Genomic DNA, 17662 nt, shown 5'->3' on the forward strand with positions numbered 1-17662 from the left:
CTCAGTTGCGGTGACGCGTGTGGCACTGATTGCAGGCTTCTTTCAGTCTGGCCATTGATTGCCGAAGCTCTTCCATGTCGCCTCGCGTGACTTGAGCTTCCATGGAATGGACCAGTTCTGCTGACTTCATCATCGCGGGACGCATCTCTTCGTTGCAAACCCGATGCGATTCACGAAGTGCCTCCTGCAGCAATCTCACGTCACTGACGTTCCAATCGCCGGACTTCATGGCGTCCACCAAGACTTCATAACGCACGGACGTATCGACCATGTGCGACGCCAGCGTGCTGACTTCGGCGATCTCGACCAACTCGGGTAATTCGGTCCCTGCGGGCAGCGGTTGAAAACCGTCGACGTCTCGCCACAAACCAGAATACTGAGTTCCCGTGCCAGCTTGTCGCAGCAAGTCAACGGCTTCTTTGCGATTCATCCATCCGGCCGATTGAGCAATCACCGCTGCCATCGCCGGGCCTCGGTGTTTCCCGTGATGGCAGTGAACGTACATCGGTTCGTCGATGGAACGTGTCAGTGCGAGGGCTGATCGGCAAGCTTCTTCGCCCACGCCGTCGTACCCAATCGGAATGTGAATGTAACGCAGGCCATGCTTGCGAGCGGCTTCCACATCTGGACGTTGCCCATCCACGCTGACAATCACGCGAACGCCGCGACGCTGAAGCTCTGCGTACGCTTCGTCGCCAACCGGTGCCGCACCTGACATCAACTTGGGATGAATCTCCAAGCGGTTGTGAAGCACAGATTGCTGCGAGGATGTCTCGTCTGATGCCGCGGGTTCATCGGCATTTGCCCTGGAAGTCGCCAGAAAAGATGCCGCAACCAAGGCTGCTGAAAACAACAAACAGGGCATCACCGAAGTCGGAGAAATTCGTGAGTTCATGCCGCCACTATACTGCATTTTGGAGCAGGAAAACTGAACCGTTGAAGCGATCTCCTCCCCTGCCTGCGTTGGCCAGTCCCATGAGGGTGACTCATGAGAATCAGTGGGCTGCTAGCGGCATGTTGCCTCACACCTGTCCAGTCGCGGCGGATTCCAGCGCGTCAAAGAGACTGAGCTGCACGTTCTTGGGCTTCAGCCGATCTCGCAGTCCAACGCTGTCGAGTGTCAACGGTTCGGCGTGACGATCAGCGGTGATCAAGAACGGCCTGGCTTTCTTGTAGACAATCCCAATCCTCACCAAGTCTTCGTCTCGAATCGCGTGGTGTCGTCGTGTTCGAAGAATTCGTTTTGCCCCACGTTCACCAATCCCTGGAACCCGCAGCAACATCTCACGAGGTGCAAGATTGACGTCGATCGGGAATTGCTCGCGGTTGCGAAGTGCCCACGCGAGTTTGGGATCGATCTCCAGATCCAAGTTTTTCGCTTCGCCCGTGGTCAGCTCTTCCGCATCAAAACCGTAAAAGCGAATCAACCAGTCGGCTTGGTACAAACGATGTTCGCGGACCAATGGAGGTGACTTGCCAGGTAGCCGTGCGTCCGCGTGAGGGATGGGACTGTACGCCGAATAGTAAACGCGGCGAAGCTGGTGAGCGTCGTACAGAGTCGATGCCGTGTCCAGAATGTCCGCGTCGGTCGATGGTGTCGCACCGACAATCATCTGTGTGCTTTGTCCCGCAGGCACGAACGCACTGGCTTTCATGCCGCGTTTGCGATCGGCCAGTGTTTCATCTCGCTTGACGCGAATTCGATCCATGGATCGTTCGATCGTCGGGCGTTTTTTCTCCGGTGCCAACGTTTTCAAATCGCCGACCGTTGGAAGCTCAATGTTGATGCTCAGCCGGTCGGCAAACTTCCCGGCGGTCTCGATCAAATCATCCGCGGCGTTGGGGATCGTTTTAAGGTGAATGTAGCCGCGAAAGTTTTCGTCTTCTCGAAGCTTGCGTGCGACCTCGATCATTTGCCCCATCGTGTAGTCGGAATCTTGAATGATTCCGCTGCTGAGGAACAAACCCTCGATGTAGTTGCGACGGTAAAAATCCATCGTCAACTTCACGACCTGGTCCGGAGTGAAACGGGCTCGCGGGGTGTCACTGCTGATGCGATTGACGCAGTATTGGCAATCGTAGATGCAGTGATTGGTGAGCAGGATTTTTAGCAGCGAAACGCATCGGCCATCGGGGGTGTAGGAGTGGCAAATTCCCATCCCCTCCGTGCTGCCCAAGCCACCTTTGGATTCGCGTTTGGAGCCACTGCTGGCGCACGACGCGTCGTATTTCGCTGCATCAGCGAGAATGGCCAATTTTCCATGAATGTCCGATTGGGTGGGCATGAAGTCCTTTTTTCTCTGACCAAGATTCCTGGCCCTGATCGTTTGTCCGCGAAAGCCGCCGACGCCTTTCTTTCGCCGTGACCACGATTGTCGCGACCACTATTGCCGAGTGGCCAGTTGTGGCGGTATCCCGCAAGCCTGGCGGATATCCCATCAACACAGTGTGGATAGATGGGGGTGTACCGTTAAAACCGTCAGAAGTGGACCAGACCTAACTGCAAAGAAGTTCGAGTCGCACCTTTTTCTCGGATTGCTTTGACGGCGGCGAAATGATTGGGTTTGCTGGGTGGACTCCCCGCGACTTCGCGAACGAATGCGTCACTCACACGAGAATCCCTTTGTCGTTCTACGTTTTCTTGCTGGTGCTGGTTTCACTCTGCTGCGGATCCGCTCCCGGTTGGGCTGAACCTTCGTTCCGTTCGGTGATTGCCAGCGTCGCTCTGATCGCCGGATGGACGATTCTCTGTCACACCGCGTCGCGAATGATGGTGTTGCAGGTGCGGCGAGGTTATATGCGTCTGCGTGATGCGGCGCGAATGTTGGAGATCCAATTGGACGTGTTTCGCTGGCTGGGGTTGCCGGTGATCCTGATCTGCCTGGGGGCGTTTTCCCTCGCCGCTTGGGCCGAATCGCATCCGATTTTTGGAACCAGCATGGCGTTGCAGGCCATCGTTTTGTTGGCCCCGGGAATCACCATCTTGCTAGCGACGTGGTCGGCCGAACATGTGTTTGGTGCCCGTTTGGGGCTGACCGATCCATCGCTTCGCAACTACTTCGCCTCGCTGTTGTCTGGTTTGCGAAGTGGACCCGCGTGGTTGATCCTTCCGACCATGTTGTTCTTGTTGCTAGGTGACCTGGCGGAAACCGTTGAACCTTTCACGTCGAACCGGGCGTTGCCGATTTGCATCGGGATCGGGATCGTCGCCGTGGCGTTTGCGCTGCCGTGGTTGGTTTCCAAGGTTGTTCGTCAGCAACCGATGCGGGCGGAACAACGCGATGACATCATGAATTGGCTCGGGCGTGTCGGCATGCCGACGTCCGGTTGGTCAGCGACGCGAGTGGTTCGATGGGACACGAACAGCCGAGTCTTCAACGCGTTGGTGGCTGGCATCTTTCGGCCGGGCCGGTTGCTGTTGCTTTCCGACCGAGTGCTGGATGAACTGACGCGAGGCCAACTGATGATGGTCGTGATGCACGAAGTCGCTCACGTCCGCCGTTGGCACGTCCCGATTCGCATGGCAGCGGTGGCTCCGGCGTGGTTCGTTTCCATTTGGGTTGGATCGCTGTTCCAAAATGAAGCCTGGGGGGCCACCGTCGGTGGGCTCGCAGGATTGCTGTTGACCGTTGGCACCCTGAGCTTGGTCGCATACATCACCGAATGGGACGCGGATGCGGTGGCTTGCCGGTTGGCTGTCAAAGCCTCCGCTGGTGAAGAGGGGTTGCCCGCGACGGAAGAAGAAGCGGCGGGCATGATGGCGACGGCTCTGGGACGCGTTACCGCGGGGCACCCGGCAGCACGACGAGCCAGTTGGCTGCATCCAAGCTTGGCAATGCGAGTCAAACGATTGGCCAAACCGCCTCGCATGACACTGGCGTGATCTCGGCGTCGCTGGGAAGATCCGGCGGCATTCTGCTTTCGAAATGGGGCGCCTTTCCCGGTGAAGAAAGCTGCGCGTGGTCGAGTTACGCACAGTGAAGCAAGCTGCATCGACTTCAGATAGAATGCTCGTCCCCTCAGCAGCCTCTCCTTCTGAAGACGAGCCCTCCATGCGTCCCACCTTTGCACTTGCGTCTGTCCTTGCGTTTCTGGCTTGGACCGTATCAGCCCCGCTGAACGATGTCCAAGCATCGGACTCTCAGCCCAACATCATTTTCGTCTTGTACGACGATTTGGGGTGGGGCGATTTGGGTTGCTACTACCAGAATGAATCGAAGCACGACCGAACGCATCAAACGCCGCATTGGGACGCGATGGCCGCAGAAGGTTTGCAGATGCGCAATCACTACTGTCCCGCGCCGGTCTGTGCTCCTAGTCGAGCTTCTTTGTTGACCGGTGTTCACCAAGGCCACGCCGCCATTCGTGACAACCAATTCGACAAAGCACTTCCCAATGTGCCGACGATCGCTTCCGTGTTGAAGTCGGCCGGTTACAAAACCGCATTGATCGGCAAATACGGGCTGCAAGGAAATGGCAAGAGCGCGGAGACATGGCCCGCGTATCCCACCAAGCGAGGTTTTGACGAATTCTTCGGCTACGTGCGTCACCGCGATGGTCACGTTCATTATCCAGCCGACAAATGGCCGATCGCCAACAGCGAGGGGCACGCCAACCCCGTCGAACTATGGCACAACGGCGAGGAAATCTCGTCTCAATTGAAGGGCTGTTACACGGCCGATTTGTTCACGGCGAAGTCCAAACAGTATCTGGTCGATCACCAAGCCAACTCGGCTGACCAGCCGTTCTTTTTGTATCTGGCCTACGACACACCGCACGCCGCGATCCAATATCCCGCGGCACCGTATCCCAAGGGGATGGGCGTCGAAGGAGGCGTGCAGTGGCTGGGTGAACCCGGCAACATGATCAACACGGTTGGACCAATCGACTCGTATCAACATCCGGACTATGCCAACCAAGGCTGGACCGACGCGGAAATCCGTTTTGCCACCAGCGTCCGACGGTTGGACGATTTGATGGGCGATCTGCTTCAGACCCTTCGTGATTTGGAAATGGACAAGGATACGCTGGTCGTGTTCAGCAGCGACAACGGCCCGCACAGCGAATCATACATTCGCAACGTGAACTACGACCCGACCTCGTTTCAATCGTATGGGCCGTTTGATGGCATGAAACGCGATTGCTTCGAAGGTGGAATTCGCGTTCCCACGATCGCTTGGTGGCCTGGGAAGATCGCCGCGGGGATCGATCGCAACCCAAGTCAATTTCATGACTGGCTGACCACCTTTGCCGATCTCGCCGGTGCATCCGTTCCAGCCCGAGCCGATGGCGTATCATTGGTGCCTACGTTGACGGGTGAAGGCGAGCAGACCCCGCCGACGACCTATGTCGAATATTTCAACGGTGGCAAAACACCGAACTACGACGATTACGAACCAGCTCGTCGAGGAGCCCGTCGAGGGCAAATGCAAGCGATCTTCATGGACGGTTACAAAGGCGTTCGGCACAACATTCAGTCGCACGCGGATGCGTTTGAGATTTACGACTTGGAAAACGATCCTGGTGAAGCGAACAACCTGGCTGGCACGTCGCCGAAATTCGTTCAGTTGCAACAGCGGATGCACGATCGAGTGCTGCAATTGCGATCGGTCAATGGATCCGCCCAACGTCCGTACGACAAAGAGCCCATTCCTTCCGATGATTCGCTGAACGCCGACGCGTCGATGCGGGTGACTTACAGTCCAACCAAAACGCGGGTTGTCTCGCGTTTGGACGACAGCCAATCAGTCAACGTCGACGTGGATGAAATTGATGTTGAACAGGCTTTGCGATCCGCTCGGCAAGGCAATGTGCGTGTGCAAACCGTGGTCTCGGTGGAAGAGACCGGTCGCTACGCATTGCATTTGACGGCATCGTCGGACGCGGTTCTGAGATTGCACGACGCGGCGTTGATCGACACCACCGGACAATCGAAAACCGATGTGACCGTGGAGGCCTATCTGGAAGCGGGAACTCACCCGGTTGACATGATCGTTCGTTTGGCGGGCAATGATGCCATTCCGGCATTGGGACTGACACCGTTGCCGAATGAGCCTGCTCGCAAAACATCCAAGAGAAAGAAAGCCAAATGAACGCTGACGCCGCACCACTTCGTTACGCAATTTTGGGAAGTGGTGCTGTTGGCGGTTTGTACGGTGCAATGTTAACGCGTTCCGGATGCGAAGTCCACTTCCTTTTGCATTCGGACTACGACCATGTCGTCGCCAATGGAATGAGAATCGACAGTGTGCAGGGGGATTTCATTTTGGAATCACCCCACGTGCACGCGTCGGTTGATTCGATGCCGGTTTGCGATGTGGTCATCATCGCGTTGAAGTCGACTCGCAATGCGTTGCTGGACGATTGGCTACCGAAGTTGGTCGCGGATGATGGTGTCGTGTTGACACTGCAAAACGGATTGGATGTCGAGGCCGACGTCCGCCGGACCGTTCCAGCTGGCCGCGTCCTGGGTGGCTGTTGTTTCTTGTGCAGCAACAAAGTCGGCCCCGGCCACATTCATCATCTCGATTACGGCCGCATCGCGTTTGGTGCCTACCAAGAGACCGGCGTCGATGCAATTGTTGCGGAGACGATGGGCAAGCGAATCGAAGCCGACATGCAAAACGCCGGCATCGATGCCAATTGGAGCGATGATCTGGCGAAGACACGCTGGCGAAAATTGATGTGGAACATTCCCTTCAACGGATTGTCGGTCGTGTTGGATGCGTCCACGGATCAGATCATCGGTTCGGAACCGGGGCGAGCCTTGGCGAATCGTTTGATCACCGAGGTCCACGCGGGGGCCGCCGCTTGCGGTGTGGAAATTGATTCCAAAGCGATCCGTGCGACGATGGAACACACCGAAACGATGGTGCCCTACGACAGCAGCATGCGGTTGGATTTCCTCGCCAAACGCCCCATGGAAGTCGAAGCAATTTTTGGGAACCCGTTGCGAGCCATCGGCGACCGAGCGTCCGAAATTGCTCCGTCTGTTTGCATGCTGTACGAGCAACTCGCGTTTTACAACGAGACCATTTGCCAATCCGCATGAGCGGTGATTCTGAAGTCACGAACAAGCTCAACTCCCTCGATCCACTTCCTAGCCGATCGGCGTTAGCCGCGGTTGGCACTCGAGAACCGTGGCTAACGCCAAAACGGCTACGGGGTGTTCTCGCCTGCCGAACGCGACACGAACGCGATGTGATTCGAATTGTTGATTCTCAATTCGTTAGCCACCCCAACTCCCTCGAGCCGCTACCTAGCCGATCGGCGTTAGCCGCGGTTGGTGCTCGAGAACCGTGGCTAACGCCAAAACGGCTACGGGGTGTTCTCGCCTGCCGAACGTGACACGAGCGCGATGTGATTCGAATTGTTGATTCTCAATTCGTTAGCCACCCCAACTCCCTCGAGCCGCTACCTAGCCGATCGGCGTTAGCCGCGGTTGGCGCTCGAGAACCGTGGCTAACGCCAAAACGGCTACGGGGTGTTCTCGCATGCCGAACGTGACACGAACGCGATGTGATTTGAATTGTTGATTCTCAATTCGTTAGCCACCCCAAATCCCTCGAGCCACCAAGTAGCCGATCGGCGTTAGCCGCGGTTGGCGCTCGGAAACCGTGGCTAACGCCAAAACGGCTGTTTGATGTTCATGCCTGCTGAATGACACACGAGCGCGACGTGTTTCAGCTTGGTGACTCTCAACTCACCAAACCGACCCAAACGTCGCTTATCCGATCGCCTTCTTCGATACAGCAATCCGCTTGCGATCCAGATCGACTTCGAGCACTTTGACTTTCACCACATCGCCGACGGAAACCACATCGGCCGGATCGTTGACAAATTGGTTCGCCAGTTGCGACACGTGAATCAATCCATCTTGGTGCACGCCTAAATCAATGAACGCCCCGAAATGGGTCACATTGGTGATCACTCCCTCCAGCACCATTCCTTCTCGAAGATCTTCCATCGACTGAACGGAGTCATCAAATTTCGCGACTTTGAATTCACTGCGCGGGTCGCGTCCCGGTTTGCCCAACTCCGCAATGATGTCTCGGATGGTCGGAATCCCAAAACGGTCATCAACGAACGCCTCCGGACTCAGCTTTTGACTCAATGTTGCGTTGCCAACCAAACTGTTCACATCGGCGTGCAGCTCTTTGGCCATGCGGCTGACCAACGTGTAGCTTTCCGGGTGAACAGCGGAGTTGTCCAGCGGCTCATCACCTCCGCGGATGCGAAGGAACCCAGCCGCCTGTTCGAACGCCTTTTTGCCCAGCTTCGGAACCTTGGTCAACTGTTTGCGATTTGAAAATCGACCGTTGGAGTCACGGTACTGCACGATGTTCTCCGCCAACTTCGGTCCGATGCCGGCGACACGAGACAACAGTGGGACACTCGCCATGTTCAGATCCACGCCGACATGGTTCACACAGCTTTCCACCGTGCGGTCCAAGCACTTCCGCAATTGAGTCTGGTTCACATCGTGTTGGTATTGTCCGACCCCGATGGACTTGGGATCGGTTTTCACCAACTCGGCCAGCGGATCTTGCAAACGCCGCGCGATGCTGATCGCCCCTCGGACCGTGACATCCAAATCGGGGAACTCTTTGCCCGCCAATTCGCTGGCGGAATAGATCGACGCGCCCGATTCGCTGACCATCACCTTGGTCACGTTCAATGCGTGTTCGCGGATCAGTTTGCCGACGAATGCATCCGTCTCTCGGGATGCCGTGCCGTTGCCAATTGCGATCAATTCCACGTTGTGTTTTTGGATCAATGACAACAACTGTTTTTCGGCGCCCGCGGTGTCTTCCTTCGGTGGCGTGGGATAGATGGTGGTGTTGGTCAGAAATTTTCCGGTGCCGTCCACGATGACCACTTTGCAACCGGTTCGAAAACCAGGGTCGATGCCAATGGTGACTCGCGGACCCGCGGGTGGCGACATCAACAATTCGTGCAGGTTTTTTCCGAACACTTCGATCGCCTCAGCATCGGCCTTCTCCTTCAACATTTGCAACACGGTTGACTGAGTCGCCGGTTGCAACAAACGTTCAAAGCAATCCTCCGCCGCCGCGGACAATTCGCGAGCGAACTCGAACGACCGATTGCGCAGAAATGTCGACTTCAGATACCCAATCGCCCGGTCATCTTCCATCTGCAAACCAATCCGTAGGACTCCTTCAGCCTCACCTCGCAACATCGCCAGCAGACGGTGACCTGGAATTCGAGACGCGGACTCGGAACGGTCCAAATAGCTTTCATACTTCTCTGCTTCGTCCTTCTTCCCACGTTTCACGGTGGACGTGATCTGCCCGAACTTCGTGCCCTTTTCGACCATCCATTCGCGGACCGCTGCGTCCTCGCTCCATTGCTCCGCGATGATGTCCAGAGCACCCGCCAGCGCCGCATCCGCATCGGGGACGTCTTTTTCGTCGCTGACGAAATCCGCCAGCACCTGCGATTTGGACTTCGGCAGCTTGGTTTGCTTCAGCAAAAGATCAGCCAGCGGTTGCAAGCCTTTTTCACGAGCGATGGTCGCTCGCGTTCGGCGTTTGGGTTTGTAGGGCAGGTACAAAGCCTCCAACGATCGCATGTCCGTGCATGCTTCAATTTGCTTTCGAAGCTCCGCGGTCAATGCTCCTTGTTCCTCGATCGTTTTCAGAACCGTTGCCTTTCTCGCGACCAAGGCATTGTGCTTTTCCAACGCATCTTCGATGGCTCGCAAAGCGATCTCATCCAGCCCACCCGTGACTTCTTTTCGATAGCGAGCGATGAAGGGGATCGTGTTGCCGGCTTCCAGCAACTCAATCACGGCGGCCACTTGTTTTTCAGGAAGATTTAGTTCGCGAGCGATGGATTGCATGGACAGATAAGACGGATCAGCAGGAGGAAACAATCAGGACACCGAAACGATCGGCTGTCATACTCAAGCGTGACGTTTCTGTGCCATCTCAAAATGGTGTTTCACAGCACGTCCGCTGATGGTGGTGTTGTTGAGTAGTTCTTTCGCGACGGCTTGGATGGCTTCCACATTCGCGTCGTCATTCAGAATGTGTTCGGTCTTGGCCAGCATTCGTTTGAGCAACGTTTCATGTTGTCGCTGCGACGCCGCCCGGGTGCAGAGTCTCGCCGAGACTTCCCGCAGATCCTGGGAAGCTCCCTGTTGGCAGTAGACTCCTGTGAAACGCGATTCGGAAACCATCCCGGCCAACAACACCAACACGTCGTCTTCCAGGTGGTCTTTGCTGCCCTTGGATTTGCCTTTTTTGATTTCGCAAGTTCCCAATCGTGAACCGCCAAATTGAAGTTTGCCGGGGGCGATGGTGACTTTTTGAATCTGCCGGCCCACCGCCAATGCCATCACCGCGTGGCCGGCTTCGTGAAAAGCCGTCGCGATGGTTTCCGCCGAGGGAGCGTTTGATTCGTCGGCATCACGCGAATTGGCGGGAGATGGTTTTGGGGCGTTCATTGCCAAAGTATACGCGTGTCGCTCGAAATCATCGATCACACCGATGGGTATCTCCGGTGTTAGAATATCACGCGTGATAGACGCCCTGAATCGCATGCTGAATCGGCTGTTTGGGCTCTTCCATCGCATCCCCACACCGCACCTCATCCCCATCGAAGTGAATCGCCATGCAACGTCGTTCGTTCCTCGCCGCCGGAGCTGCGGCCGCCACCCTCGCTGCCGCTCAGTCCAATCCCGCGTCTGCGGATGAAAAGAAACGTCCTCGCCGAGTCGCATTGATCGGGTGTGGCTGGTATGGCAAATGTGACTTGTTGCAACTTCTGAATGTTGAGCCGGTGGAAGTCGTCTCGCTGTGCGATGTTGACCAAAAACTGTTGGACGAGTGCGCGGACTTGATCGCCGACCGACAAGCATCCGGCAAACGCCCCGAAACCTTTGGCGACTACAAGGATCTCCTGGCGAAGAAGAACGTGGACATCGTTCTGATTGACACGCCGGACCACTGGCACGCGTTGCCGATGATTGCCGCGGTGGAAGCCGGTGCTGATGTTTACGTGCAAAAACCGACGGGCGTCGACACGTTGGAAAGCAAAGCAATGCTTGATGCGGCGCGTCGAACCGGTCGGGTGGTCCAAGTGGGAACGCAACGCCGCAGCACACCACACTTGATCGAAGCCAAGCAAAAGGTTGTTGACGCTGGTTTGCTGGGCAAGGTGGCGTTTGCAGAAGTCTGCTGCTACTACCACATGCGAGCCAACTCAAATCCGCCTGCGATCGCACCGCCGGAACACTTGGACTACGAAACCTGGACCGGCCCCGCACCGATGCGTCCCTACACCGAGCTCACTCATCCACGAAAATGGCGGGCGTTCATGGAGTACGGCAATGGGATCGTCGGCGACATGTGCGTTCACATGTTGGACTTGGTGCGTTGGCAATTGGATCTCGGTTGGCCGAAACGGATCAGCAGCGCGGGCGGCATCATGGTCCAGAAAGACTCGCTGGCCAACATCACCGACACGCAAACAGCCACCTTTGATTTTGATGGGTTGGATGTGGTTTGGACGCACCGAAGTTGGGGCAACGCTCCCGATCCCGAGTATCCCTGGGCAGCCAAAATCTATGGCGACAAAGGAACGCTGAAACTGAGCGTCAACAAATACGAATTTGAACCTCGCGGAGGCGGACCAAAGCTGTCCGGCGAAGCCGTGATTGAGCTGGATGAATACCCAACCGATGCGTCTGACAAGAAAGACTGGGCCTTGGAGCTGCATGTTGCCTCCGCGATTCGAGGGCACATGCGTGACTTCCTTCAAGCCATCGATCAACGTTCACGTTCGGTGGCGGACATCGAACAAGGCCACATCAGCAGTGCGTCTTGCTTCATGGCGAACGTCGCGATGGAATTGGGACGAACGCTGGAGTTTGATCCCGACACGCACACGATCGTCGGCGACGAAGAGGCCACGAAGAAATTGGCCCGCACCTACCGCGCCCCCTACCAACACCCCGCGACCGGCAAGTCCTCCTGATCACCGTTCGTCCAACATGCTGTTCCCGTAGGTCCGGTTCCACCGGACGTTTCATCGTCGGTGGAACCTGAATGTCCTCATCGTCAGGTAAGACCTGACCTACCGCACTGGTGCGATCACAACCCAAGCGGATCGGCCCAAGCCGACCGGTGGTGAGCGATGCCATTCCACCGGAAGTTCCCGTAGGTCCGGTTCCACCGGACGTTTGAGCTGTTCCTGTACATCCGGTTTCATCGTCGGTGGAACCTGAATGTCCTCATCGTCAGGTAAGACCTGACCTACTGCACTGGTGCGATCACAACCCAAGCGGATCGGCGCAAGCCGACCGGTGGTGTGCGATGCCATTCCCCCGGAAGTTCCCGTAGGTCCGGTTCCACCGGACGTTTGAGCTGTTCCTGTAGGTCCTGTTTCATCGTCGGTGGAACCTGAATGTCCTCATCGTCAGGTAAGACCTGACCTACTGCACTGGTGCGATCACAATCCAAGCGGATCGGCGCAAGCCGACCGGTGGTGTGCGATGCCATTCCCCCGGAAGTTACAGTAGGTCCGGTTCCACCGGACGTTTTATCGTCGGCGAAACCCGCAATTTTTGTCGTCAGGTGGAACCTGACCTACCGCGTGTCACAACGCGAATGCGTTGGGATCACGACAAACCTTTGTCCGACCAAACGGCGAATTCACTACCGCTGGGTTCTTTGAATTGAAAACGCCGTCCACCGGGAAACGAAAAGATCTCCTGGTGTACGACTCCGCCGCAAGCCTCAATCTTCGCTTGGGTGGCTTCCAAGTCTTCGCTGTAGAAGATGATCAAAGCCGCACCACTTTCGGTCGTCGATGCTTTTTCGGCGCGATAGATCCCACCATCCAGACCGCAGTCGGGATCAATGGCGGTGTAGTCGGGCCCATAGTCCGTGAACTTCCAACCAAAGGCCGATTCAAAGAACACTTTCGTGCGCCCCAGATCATGGGCGGGGAACTCGAAGTAGTTGACTTTGCCGTGAGCGTATGACATGGAGAATTTGTCGATGCGGGAAGGGTGTTTAGTGCGGTGAACTCCGTGGGAAGGATACCGCAATTTTGCTCGCTACTCGACCTGCATCAAATACGCAATCAGATCCGCCATTGCTTGCGGGGAGAGTTGCTGTTCCAAACCCTCGGGCATGATGGATTGACCGGTGCTCTTGAGTTGTTCCAGATTCGTTCGCAACAAACTGTCTTTGGCGGATTCCGCACGTTGTAAGGTGATCGAGGCCGCTGTTTCGTTCGCAATCACTCCCGAATAAGTCCGACCGTCCAAATCGATGGCCGCATAGTTTAGAAATTCCGGATTCACCTCGCGGTTGGGATCCAGGACATTTGTCAGTATGAAAGCCGGGCCTCTCGAACGAACGGTTGCGAGGTTGGGCCCCAATTCGTGGCCGACGCCCTCCACGCGATGACAATTGGCACAATGTTTTCGAAACAATCCTCGACCTCGGTCAACACGACCATCCATGCTCAGGCTTTTTTGGTACGCCTTCAACACCGCCCCACGGTTCTGATTGCCGGAACGTTTCAACAACCGAGACGCCAGTTCACGGATCGAATCGTTCTGTGACGTCGCCGCCACTTGCAAACGTGTTCGAGACACCTCGCTGAGAGCGATTCGTTCATCATCGATGGCTGACAGCAACAACAGGGTGCGACTTGGCCGGGCGAACATGATCTCCGCCGCAGTCTCACGCAGCTGGGGACTGAGCGTACTCCATTGCTCGACCAGCGTTTGGCCGATTTCCGCATCGGCGAACGCGCCCAGCGTCCTCATCGCAGAACGCTGGAGTCCGACGGGGTGTTCCGCTGAGATCAACTCCGCAATCGGTTGCACGCTTTCTCGATCCGCGAATTGCAACGATTCGATGGCTGCAATACGAGTGTTGAGCGATGCGTCTTCATCCAAGGCGATCGCCACCGCATCATGAGCCAGTCGTCTTATCTGTTTGTCCAAATTCGCCAACTGATTGGACTGGTCCAGTTGATATACCGAATGCTGCTTGTCGTTTCGCGACTGAAGAACACGTCCCAACGCAGACATCGCGAAACCGGCATCGTCGCCGTCGAGGGCTTCGAGCGTTTGAACCATTTTGGCGACTTCGCTGGGCTCATTCCGCTGCAGGACTTGCTCGACGATACGCTGCAGAAACTCGCTCGGTACGGTGCGATTCTGTTTTGACAGGAGCTTTGCAAGGACCTTTCCGCCATCGTCGGCGATCGAGCTCTGCACTGCGGTTTGAATCCAGCGGTCCGTTGGGTTTTGTAAAAGGATCTCGATCAGCGAGTCCGTGGTGTCTTGGCTCTCCATCCAACCCAACGTGAACGCCAACTGGTAACGCACCTCGATCGATGGATCGGCGGTCATCCGCTGGAGTGCCAAGCCCAACTGGGAATTGCGTGGGAAATGTTTCGCCATCCGAATCGCGAATCGCCGCACGGCGGGATGTTGATCTTGGAAACGCTCCAAGATGATTTCCGGACGCAGGGCATCCAACGCGAAGAGTACCGAGATGGCATGCAGACGTCCCAGTGCCGAGTCGGATTGTCGACCGAGTTCCTGCAACGCGGAGGCCTCAGTTGTATCTCTTTCCACCAGCAATCGGCTTGCTGTCTCACGATGCCAAGCGTTGGGATGTGACAGCAGGCTCACGAGTTCAACGTCCGTCATTTGTGAAAGGTTGGGTGTTGGTCGATCGCGATGATTCGTTGGCGCCAAACGATACAGACGCCCACGGTCGCGACCCGATGTCAGATCCAGATGCTTCTTAAGGTCGGGCGGCAGGCTCTTGGGGTGCTCGATGACTTCCCGGCAAACGTCGATCACGTGCAAGCTTCCGTCCGGTGCGTTTGCGAACTGTGCCGGTCGGAACCAGATGTCGTCGGAGGTCGCCCATTCGGTTTGGTCGTCGATTCGCCGTCCGATGCGGGCGATGCCGTCGGCATCCAAACGTTTGCGGTGAATCAAGTTGCTTCCCACGTCGCCAATGATTGACAATCCGCGATCTTTATCCGACCAAGCGTCACCACGAAGGATGGTCACACCGGTGGCTCCGGTGAAGTAACCCGCCGCTCGCCCGCCGCCTTCGATCGGTCCGCCGACTTGCCCGCTGACTCTCAAACGAGTTCGCACAATTCGCCAAGGCTCGACGGGACTGGTTCGATAGACCGGTGCTTGCGGCCCGTCTTCGGCGATGGAGATTCTGGCCGGGGCCGGCTGCATCCATGGATTGCGAGCGATGTCTTCCTCTTCATACATGACCTGTTGCAAATGATCGCTATTGGACGAAACGTACTTTCGCCCCCAATCGTCAAAACACATGCCATGCTGAGCTGCGCCACTGGTCAATTCAAAGGTCTCTGATCTTGGATCCAAAGCGATGTCGCGACCGCGAACGTTCACGGCTGACTCGGCAGGTTTGTCCGGATCTCGAACCTGTCCGCCAGTGCTGCTGGTCGCGATGTGAATTCGCCCATCGAGTCCCCACCGAAACGAATTCAACAGTCCCTGAACATTGGACGTTCCAAATCCCGTGAGGACGATTCGTTTTTCGTCCGCCACACCGTCGCCGTCCGCATCGCGGAAAAAGTACAGGTGTGGGGCATCGCCTACGAACAACCCGTCTTTCCAAGGAAACAAACCGGTTGGCCACATCAGTCCGTCCGCGAAGACAATGCTGCGGTCATAGGTTCCGTCTTGGTCGTCATCCCACAAATGCGTGATGCGTGAAATGCCTCGTTCGCGATCTTCGCTGTAGCCTCTCATTTCGCAAACAAACAGGCTTCCATCCGCCGCCCATTCGATGGCCACGGGGCTGGTCACCAACGGCTCGCTCGCCACCAGTTCCATCTTGTACCCATCCGCAATCTCAAATCTCGAAAGGGTTTGCTCCGCCGGCGTGGGTGGGATTCGAGGCAACTCGTCCGCGAAGTCCTCCTGTCCATTGCAACACTGGTTTGTAAAGGCCACCAGCACCAAAACCAGAGCTGTCGCTGACATGCATGCTGTTTTCACCGCGTCACCTCCAGTTGGGTTGCCTCGCTGATGTCACTGCCGGTTTCATCACCCATTGATTCGCCAGTTGCCTCGATCTTGACGTCGAGCAGACTCCTCATGCCGTTCATCAAGACGGCCTCCACTTCAGGAGCCACCTTGGACGCGCGGGCACTCGTTTCGTATCCCCCCTGACCATAAGCTTCTTGGGTTCCGATGTAGCCCGGCCCGTAATCGCCATAAGCCGCCAGCGTCACTTTTAAATCCGGACGCATCGCTTTGGCGGCGAGTTGGTATTCAACAAACAGTTCCCCGGGTAGATGCAGCAACCGCACGTCCCCGACGGACAGACAACTCAGTTCAATTGCATGACCGTCGCGGCAACGGAGCAACCAAGCCAAGTCATCTGGACTGCCCCAGTAGTCGGTTGTGTTCCAGCTATTGAGCTTCTCTCGCAGAGCAGCTTCGTCCAGGTGTTCAGCAGCGGGAAGCTTCGCAGGTGTCGTATTCCACTGCACATTGTCCATGTTGATTGCAAAACGCTGGGTTGACTCCGCCGCGACACGCATTGCGTCCGCCAATCGTTGTGCCAGGATCATGCGATTTTCGGGGGAGCCGTCGTTGTACTTTCCCGCACCGATGTTGCCACCTGCACCGTTGAAGTGTACGTGCAGCACACCGGGACGATCCTGTCCTCGGATGAACCGGGCCAGTCCCGGAAAGTCTGGACTGGGGATACCCGTTCGGTAGTAGCTCTGCGGATGGCAGGCGTAATGAGTGAGAACCGCGATCGCTCGATCGTCTTGAAAGAACGTCAGCGAGGTTAGTTCCGGGTCGATCACACCTTCTGGTGCTTCTCGCAACTTCGGGTCACGGCAAGCGGTGTATCTGGTCGCAACGACTTGACCCGACTCGTCTTGCAGGCGGCGATTGGATGCGATGTCCTTCACCGTCGCGGTTCCCCAACCCGCGTGGGTGATTTCAATCGCGTGCTGAAGGCTCTCTTCAACTGCGTTGGAAAGTCGCGAGAGAACCTCTCGAGCAAACGAACTGTCGTAGGGTCCGAGGTCCGATTTGCCAACGTCGTGTAGGAATCGCTCTGCCGAAAAGTCACACCTCGGAGCGTCGTGTTGATGCAACGTGTGCAATGCGACGCGAGAAGCTGTGGTTCCCGCCGCATTGGCAATTCGCTGGCGAAATTGGTCGTAGCCTTCGTTTCCAATCCCGATCCAGTCCACGGCGCACAGCACAATGGGATCACCCGCGCCGATCAGCACCAACCCTCGGGCACGCAGCGTCATCTCGTCATGACGTCGGACTCGATCGTACGCCATCATCGATCCGATGGGCGGCGTTGCATCGATGTCGAAGGTCGCCAACTTCAACGGACGCGATGGTTTGGACTCGATCGTTTGGCCGACTGATCGCTGCGTCGTGGCTTCATCGTCCGCGAAAATCGGCGGGGCCACGAGAGTGGAGACCGCGAACAGAGCCATCCAGAAGAACTGAACTGAAACCGTCGGCAGCGTCTTCATCAAACGTCTCCGGAAGTGGTGTCATCACGTGTGTTGCTGGTTCTGCCCACCGAGCGGGTGGCGCAGATGTCCTGGTGTTGGAACTGAAACGAAGACGTCAGCAAAC

At 56.6% G+C, this 17662-nt stretch carries 11 protein-coding genes; 4 read left to right on the top strand and 7 right to left on the bottom strand.

Annotated features, from left to right (window positions below):
• Position 1 precedes the first annotated feature (1 nt).
• Together LOC70_RS22540 and LOC70_RS22545 are read right to left on the bottom strand one after the other, a co-directional pair.
• Positions 2 to 895, bottom strand: a complete 894-nt coding sequence (locus LOC70_RS22540; RefSeq protein ID WP_230256313.1) for a hypothetical protein — start codon at positions 893 to 895, stop codon at positions 2 to 4.
• Between the two features lie 127 nt (positions 896 to 1022).
• The gene (locus tag LOC70_RS22545) at positions 1023 to 2285 is read right to left on the bottom strand and encodes a putative DNA modification/repair radical SAM protein (RefSeq protein WP_230256314.1); all 1263 of its coding nucleotides are present in this window, start codon (positions 2283 to 2285) and stop codon (positions 1023 to 1025) included.
• A gap of 338 nt (positions 2286 to 2623) precedes the next feature.
• Here LOC70_RS22545 and LOC70_RS22550 point away from each other — a divergent pair, with 338 nt between their 5' ends.
• The 3 genes from LOC70_RS22550 to LOC70_RS22560 all read left to right on the top strand — a co-directional run bounded on the left by LOC70_RS22550 (position 2624) and on the right by LOC70_RS22560 (position 7051).
• Positions 2624 to 3883: a M48 family metalloprotease gene (locus LOC70_RS22550; protein WP_230256315.1), complete on the top strand. Its 1260-nt coding sequence runs from the start codon at positions 2624 to 2626 to the stop codon at positions 3881 to 3883.
• Between the two features lie 169 nt (positions 3884 to 4052).
• Complete coding sequence (locus LOC70_RS22555; protein WP_230256316.1) at positions 4053 to 6092, top strand: arylsulfatase; 2040 nt, start codon at positions 4053 to 4055, stop codon at positions 6090 to 6092.
• A complete protein-coding gene (locus tag LOC70_RS22560) occupies positions 6089 to 7051 on the top strand; it encodes a putative 2-dehydropantoate 2-reductase (protein ID WP_230256317.1) in 963 nt (320 codons plus the stop codon). Before LOC70_RS22555 ends, LOC70_RS22560 begins: the two co-directional genes overlap by 4 nt.
• A 675-nt stretch (positions 7052 to 7726) precedes the next feature.
• Here LOC70_RS22560 and LOC70_RS22565 read toward each other — a convergent pair.
• Positions 7727 to 9862: a Tex family protein gene (locus tag LOC70_RS22565; RefSeq protein WP_315857332.1), complete on the bottom strand. Its 2136-nt coding sequence runs from the start codon at positions 9860 to 9862 to the stop codon at positions 7727 to 7729.
• Between the two features lie 63 nt (positions 9863 to 9925).
• Positions 9926 to 10468: a M50 family metallopeptidase gene (locus LOC70_RS22570; protein ID WP_230256319.1), complete on the bottom strand. Its 543-nt coding sequence runs from the start codon at positions 10466 to 10468 to the stop codon at positions 9926 to 9928.
• 167 nt (positions 10469 to 10635) lie between these two features.
• On the opposite strand from LOC70_RS22570, the gene LOC70_RS22575 reads away from it, so the two are divergent.
• Entirely contained in the window at positions 10636 to 12000 is a 1365-nt protein-coding gene (locus tag LOC70_RS22575) for a Gfo/Idh/MocA family protein (protein WP_230256320.1), read from the top strand.
• A 643-nt stretch (positions 12001 to 12643) separates the two neighbouring features.
• Here LOC70_RS22575 and LOC70_RS22580 read toward each other — a convergent pair.
• From LOC70_RS22580 to LOC70_RS22590, 3 genes are all read right to left on the bottom strand, one after another.
• Positions 12644 to 13012 (bottom strand): VOC family protein, encoded by a 369-nt coding sequence (locus LOC70_RS22580; protein ID WP_230256321.1) that lies wholly within the window; start codon positions 13010 to 13012, stop codon positions 12644 to 12646.
• A 72-nt stretch (positions 13013 to 13084) separates the two neighbouring features.
• Positions 13085 to 16027 (bottom strand): PVC-type heme-binding CxxCH protein, encoded by a 2943-nt coding sequence (locus LOC70_RS22585; RefSeq protein ID WP_230256322.1) that lies wholly within the window; start codon positions 16025 to 16027, stop codon positions 13085 to 13087.
• 11 nt (positions 16028 to 16038) lie between these two features.
• On the bottom strand, positions 16039 to 17556 hold the full coding sequence (locus tag LOC70_RS22590; protein ID WP_230256323.1) for a hypothetical protein: 1518 nt from the start codon (positions 17554 to 17556) through the stop codon (positions 16039 to 16041).
• Between the last annotated feature and the right edge of the window lie 106 nt (positions 17557 to 17662).

This window comes from Rhodopirellula halodulae, assembly GCF_020966775.1.
Lineage (GTDB): Bacteria > Planctomycetota > Planctomycetia > Pirellulales > Pirellulaceae > Rhodopirellula > Rhodopirellula halodulae.

Coding starts and splice junctions, on each gene's coding strand:
- LOC70_RS22540 (WP_230256313.1), bottom strand. CDS start 895: ATGAACTCACGAATTTCTCCGACTTCGGTGATGCCCTGTTTGTTGTTT.
- LOC70_RS22545 (WP_230256314.1), bottom strand. CDS start 2,285: ATGCCCACCCAATCGGACATTCATGGAAAATTGGCCATTCTCGCTGAT.
- LOC70_RS22555 (WP_230256316.1), top strand. CDS start 4,053: ATGCGTCCCACCTTTGCACTTGCGTCTGTCCTTGCGTTTCTGGCTTGG.
- LOC70_RS22560 (WP_230256317.1), top strand. CDS start 6,089: ATGAACGCTGACGCCGCACCACTTCGTTACGCAATTTTGGGAAGTGGT.
- LOC70_RS22565 (WP_315857332.1), bottom strand. CDS start 9,862: ATGCAATCCATCGCTCGCGAACTAAATCTTCCTGAAAAACAAGTGGCC.
- LOC70_RS22570 (WP_230256319.1), bottom strand. CDS start 10,468: ATGAACGCCCCAAAACCATCTCCCGCCAATTCGCGTGATGCCGACGAA.
- LOC70_RS22575 (WP_230256320.1), top strand. CDS start 10,636: ATGCAACGTCGTTCGTTCCTCGCCGCCGGAGCTGCGGCCGCCACCCTC.
- LOC70_RS22580 (WP_230256321.1), bottom strand. CDS start 13,012: ATGTCATACGCTCACGGCAAAGTCAACTACTTCGAGTTCCCCGCCCAT.
- LOC70_RS22585 (WP_230256322.1), bottom strand. CDS start 16,027: ATGTCAGCGACAGCTCTGGTTTTGGTGCTGGTGGCCTTTACAAACCAG.
- LOC70_RS22590 (WP_230256323.1), bottom strand. CDS start 17,556: ATGAAGACGCTGCCGACGGTTTCAGTTCAGTTCTTCTGGATGGCTCTG.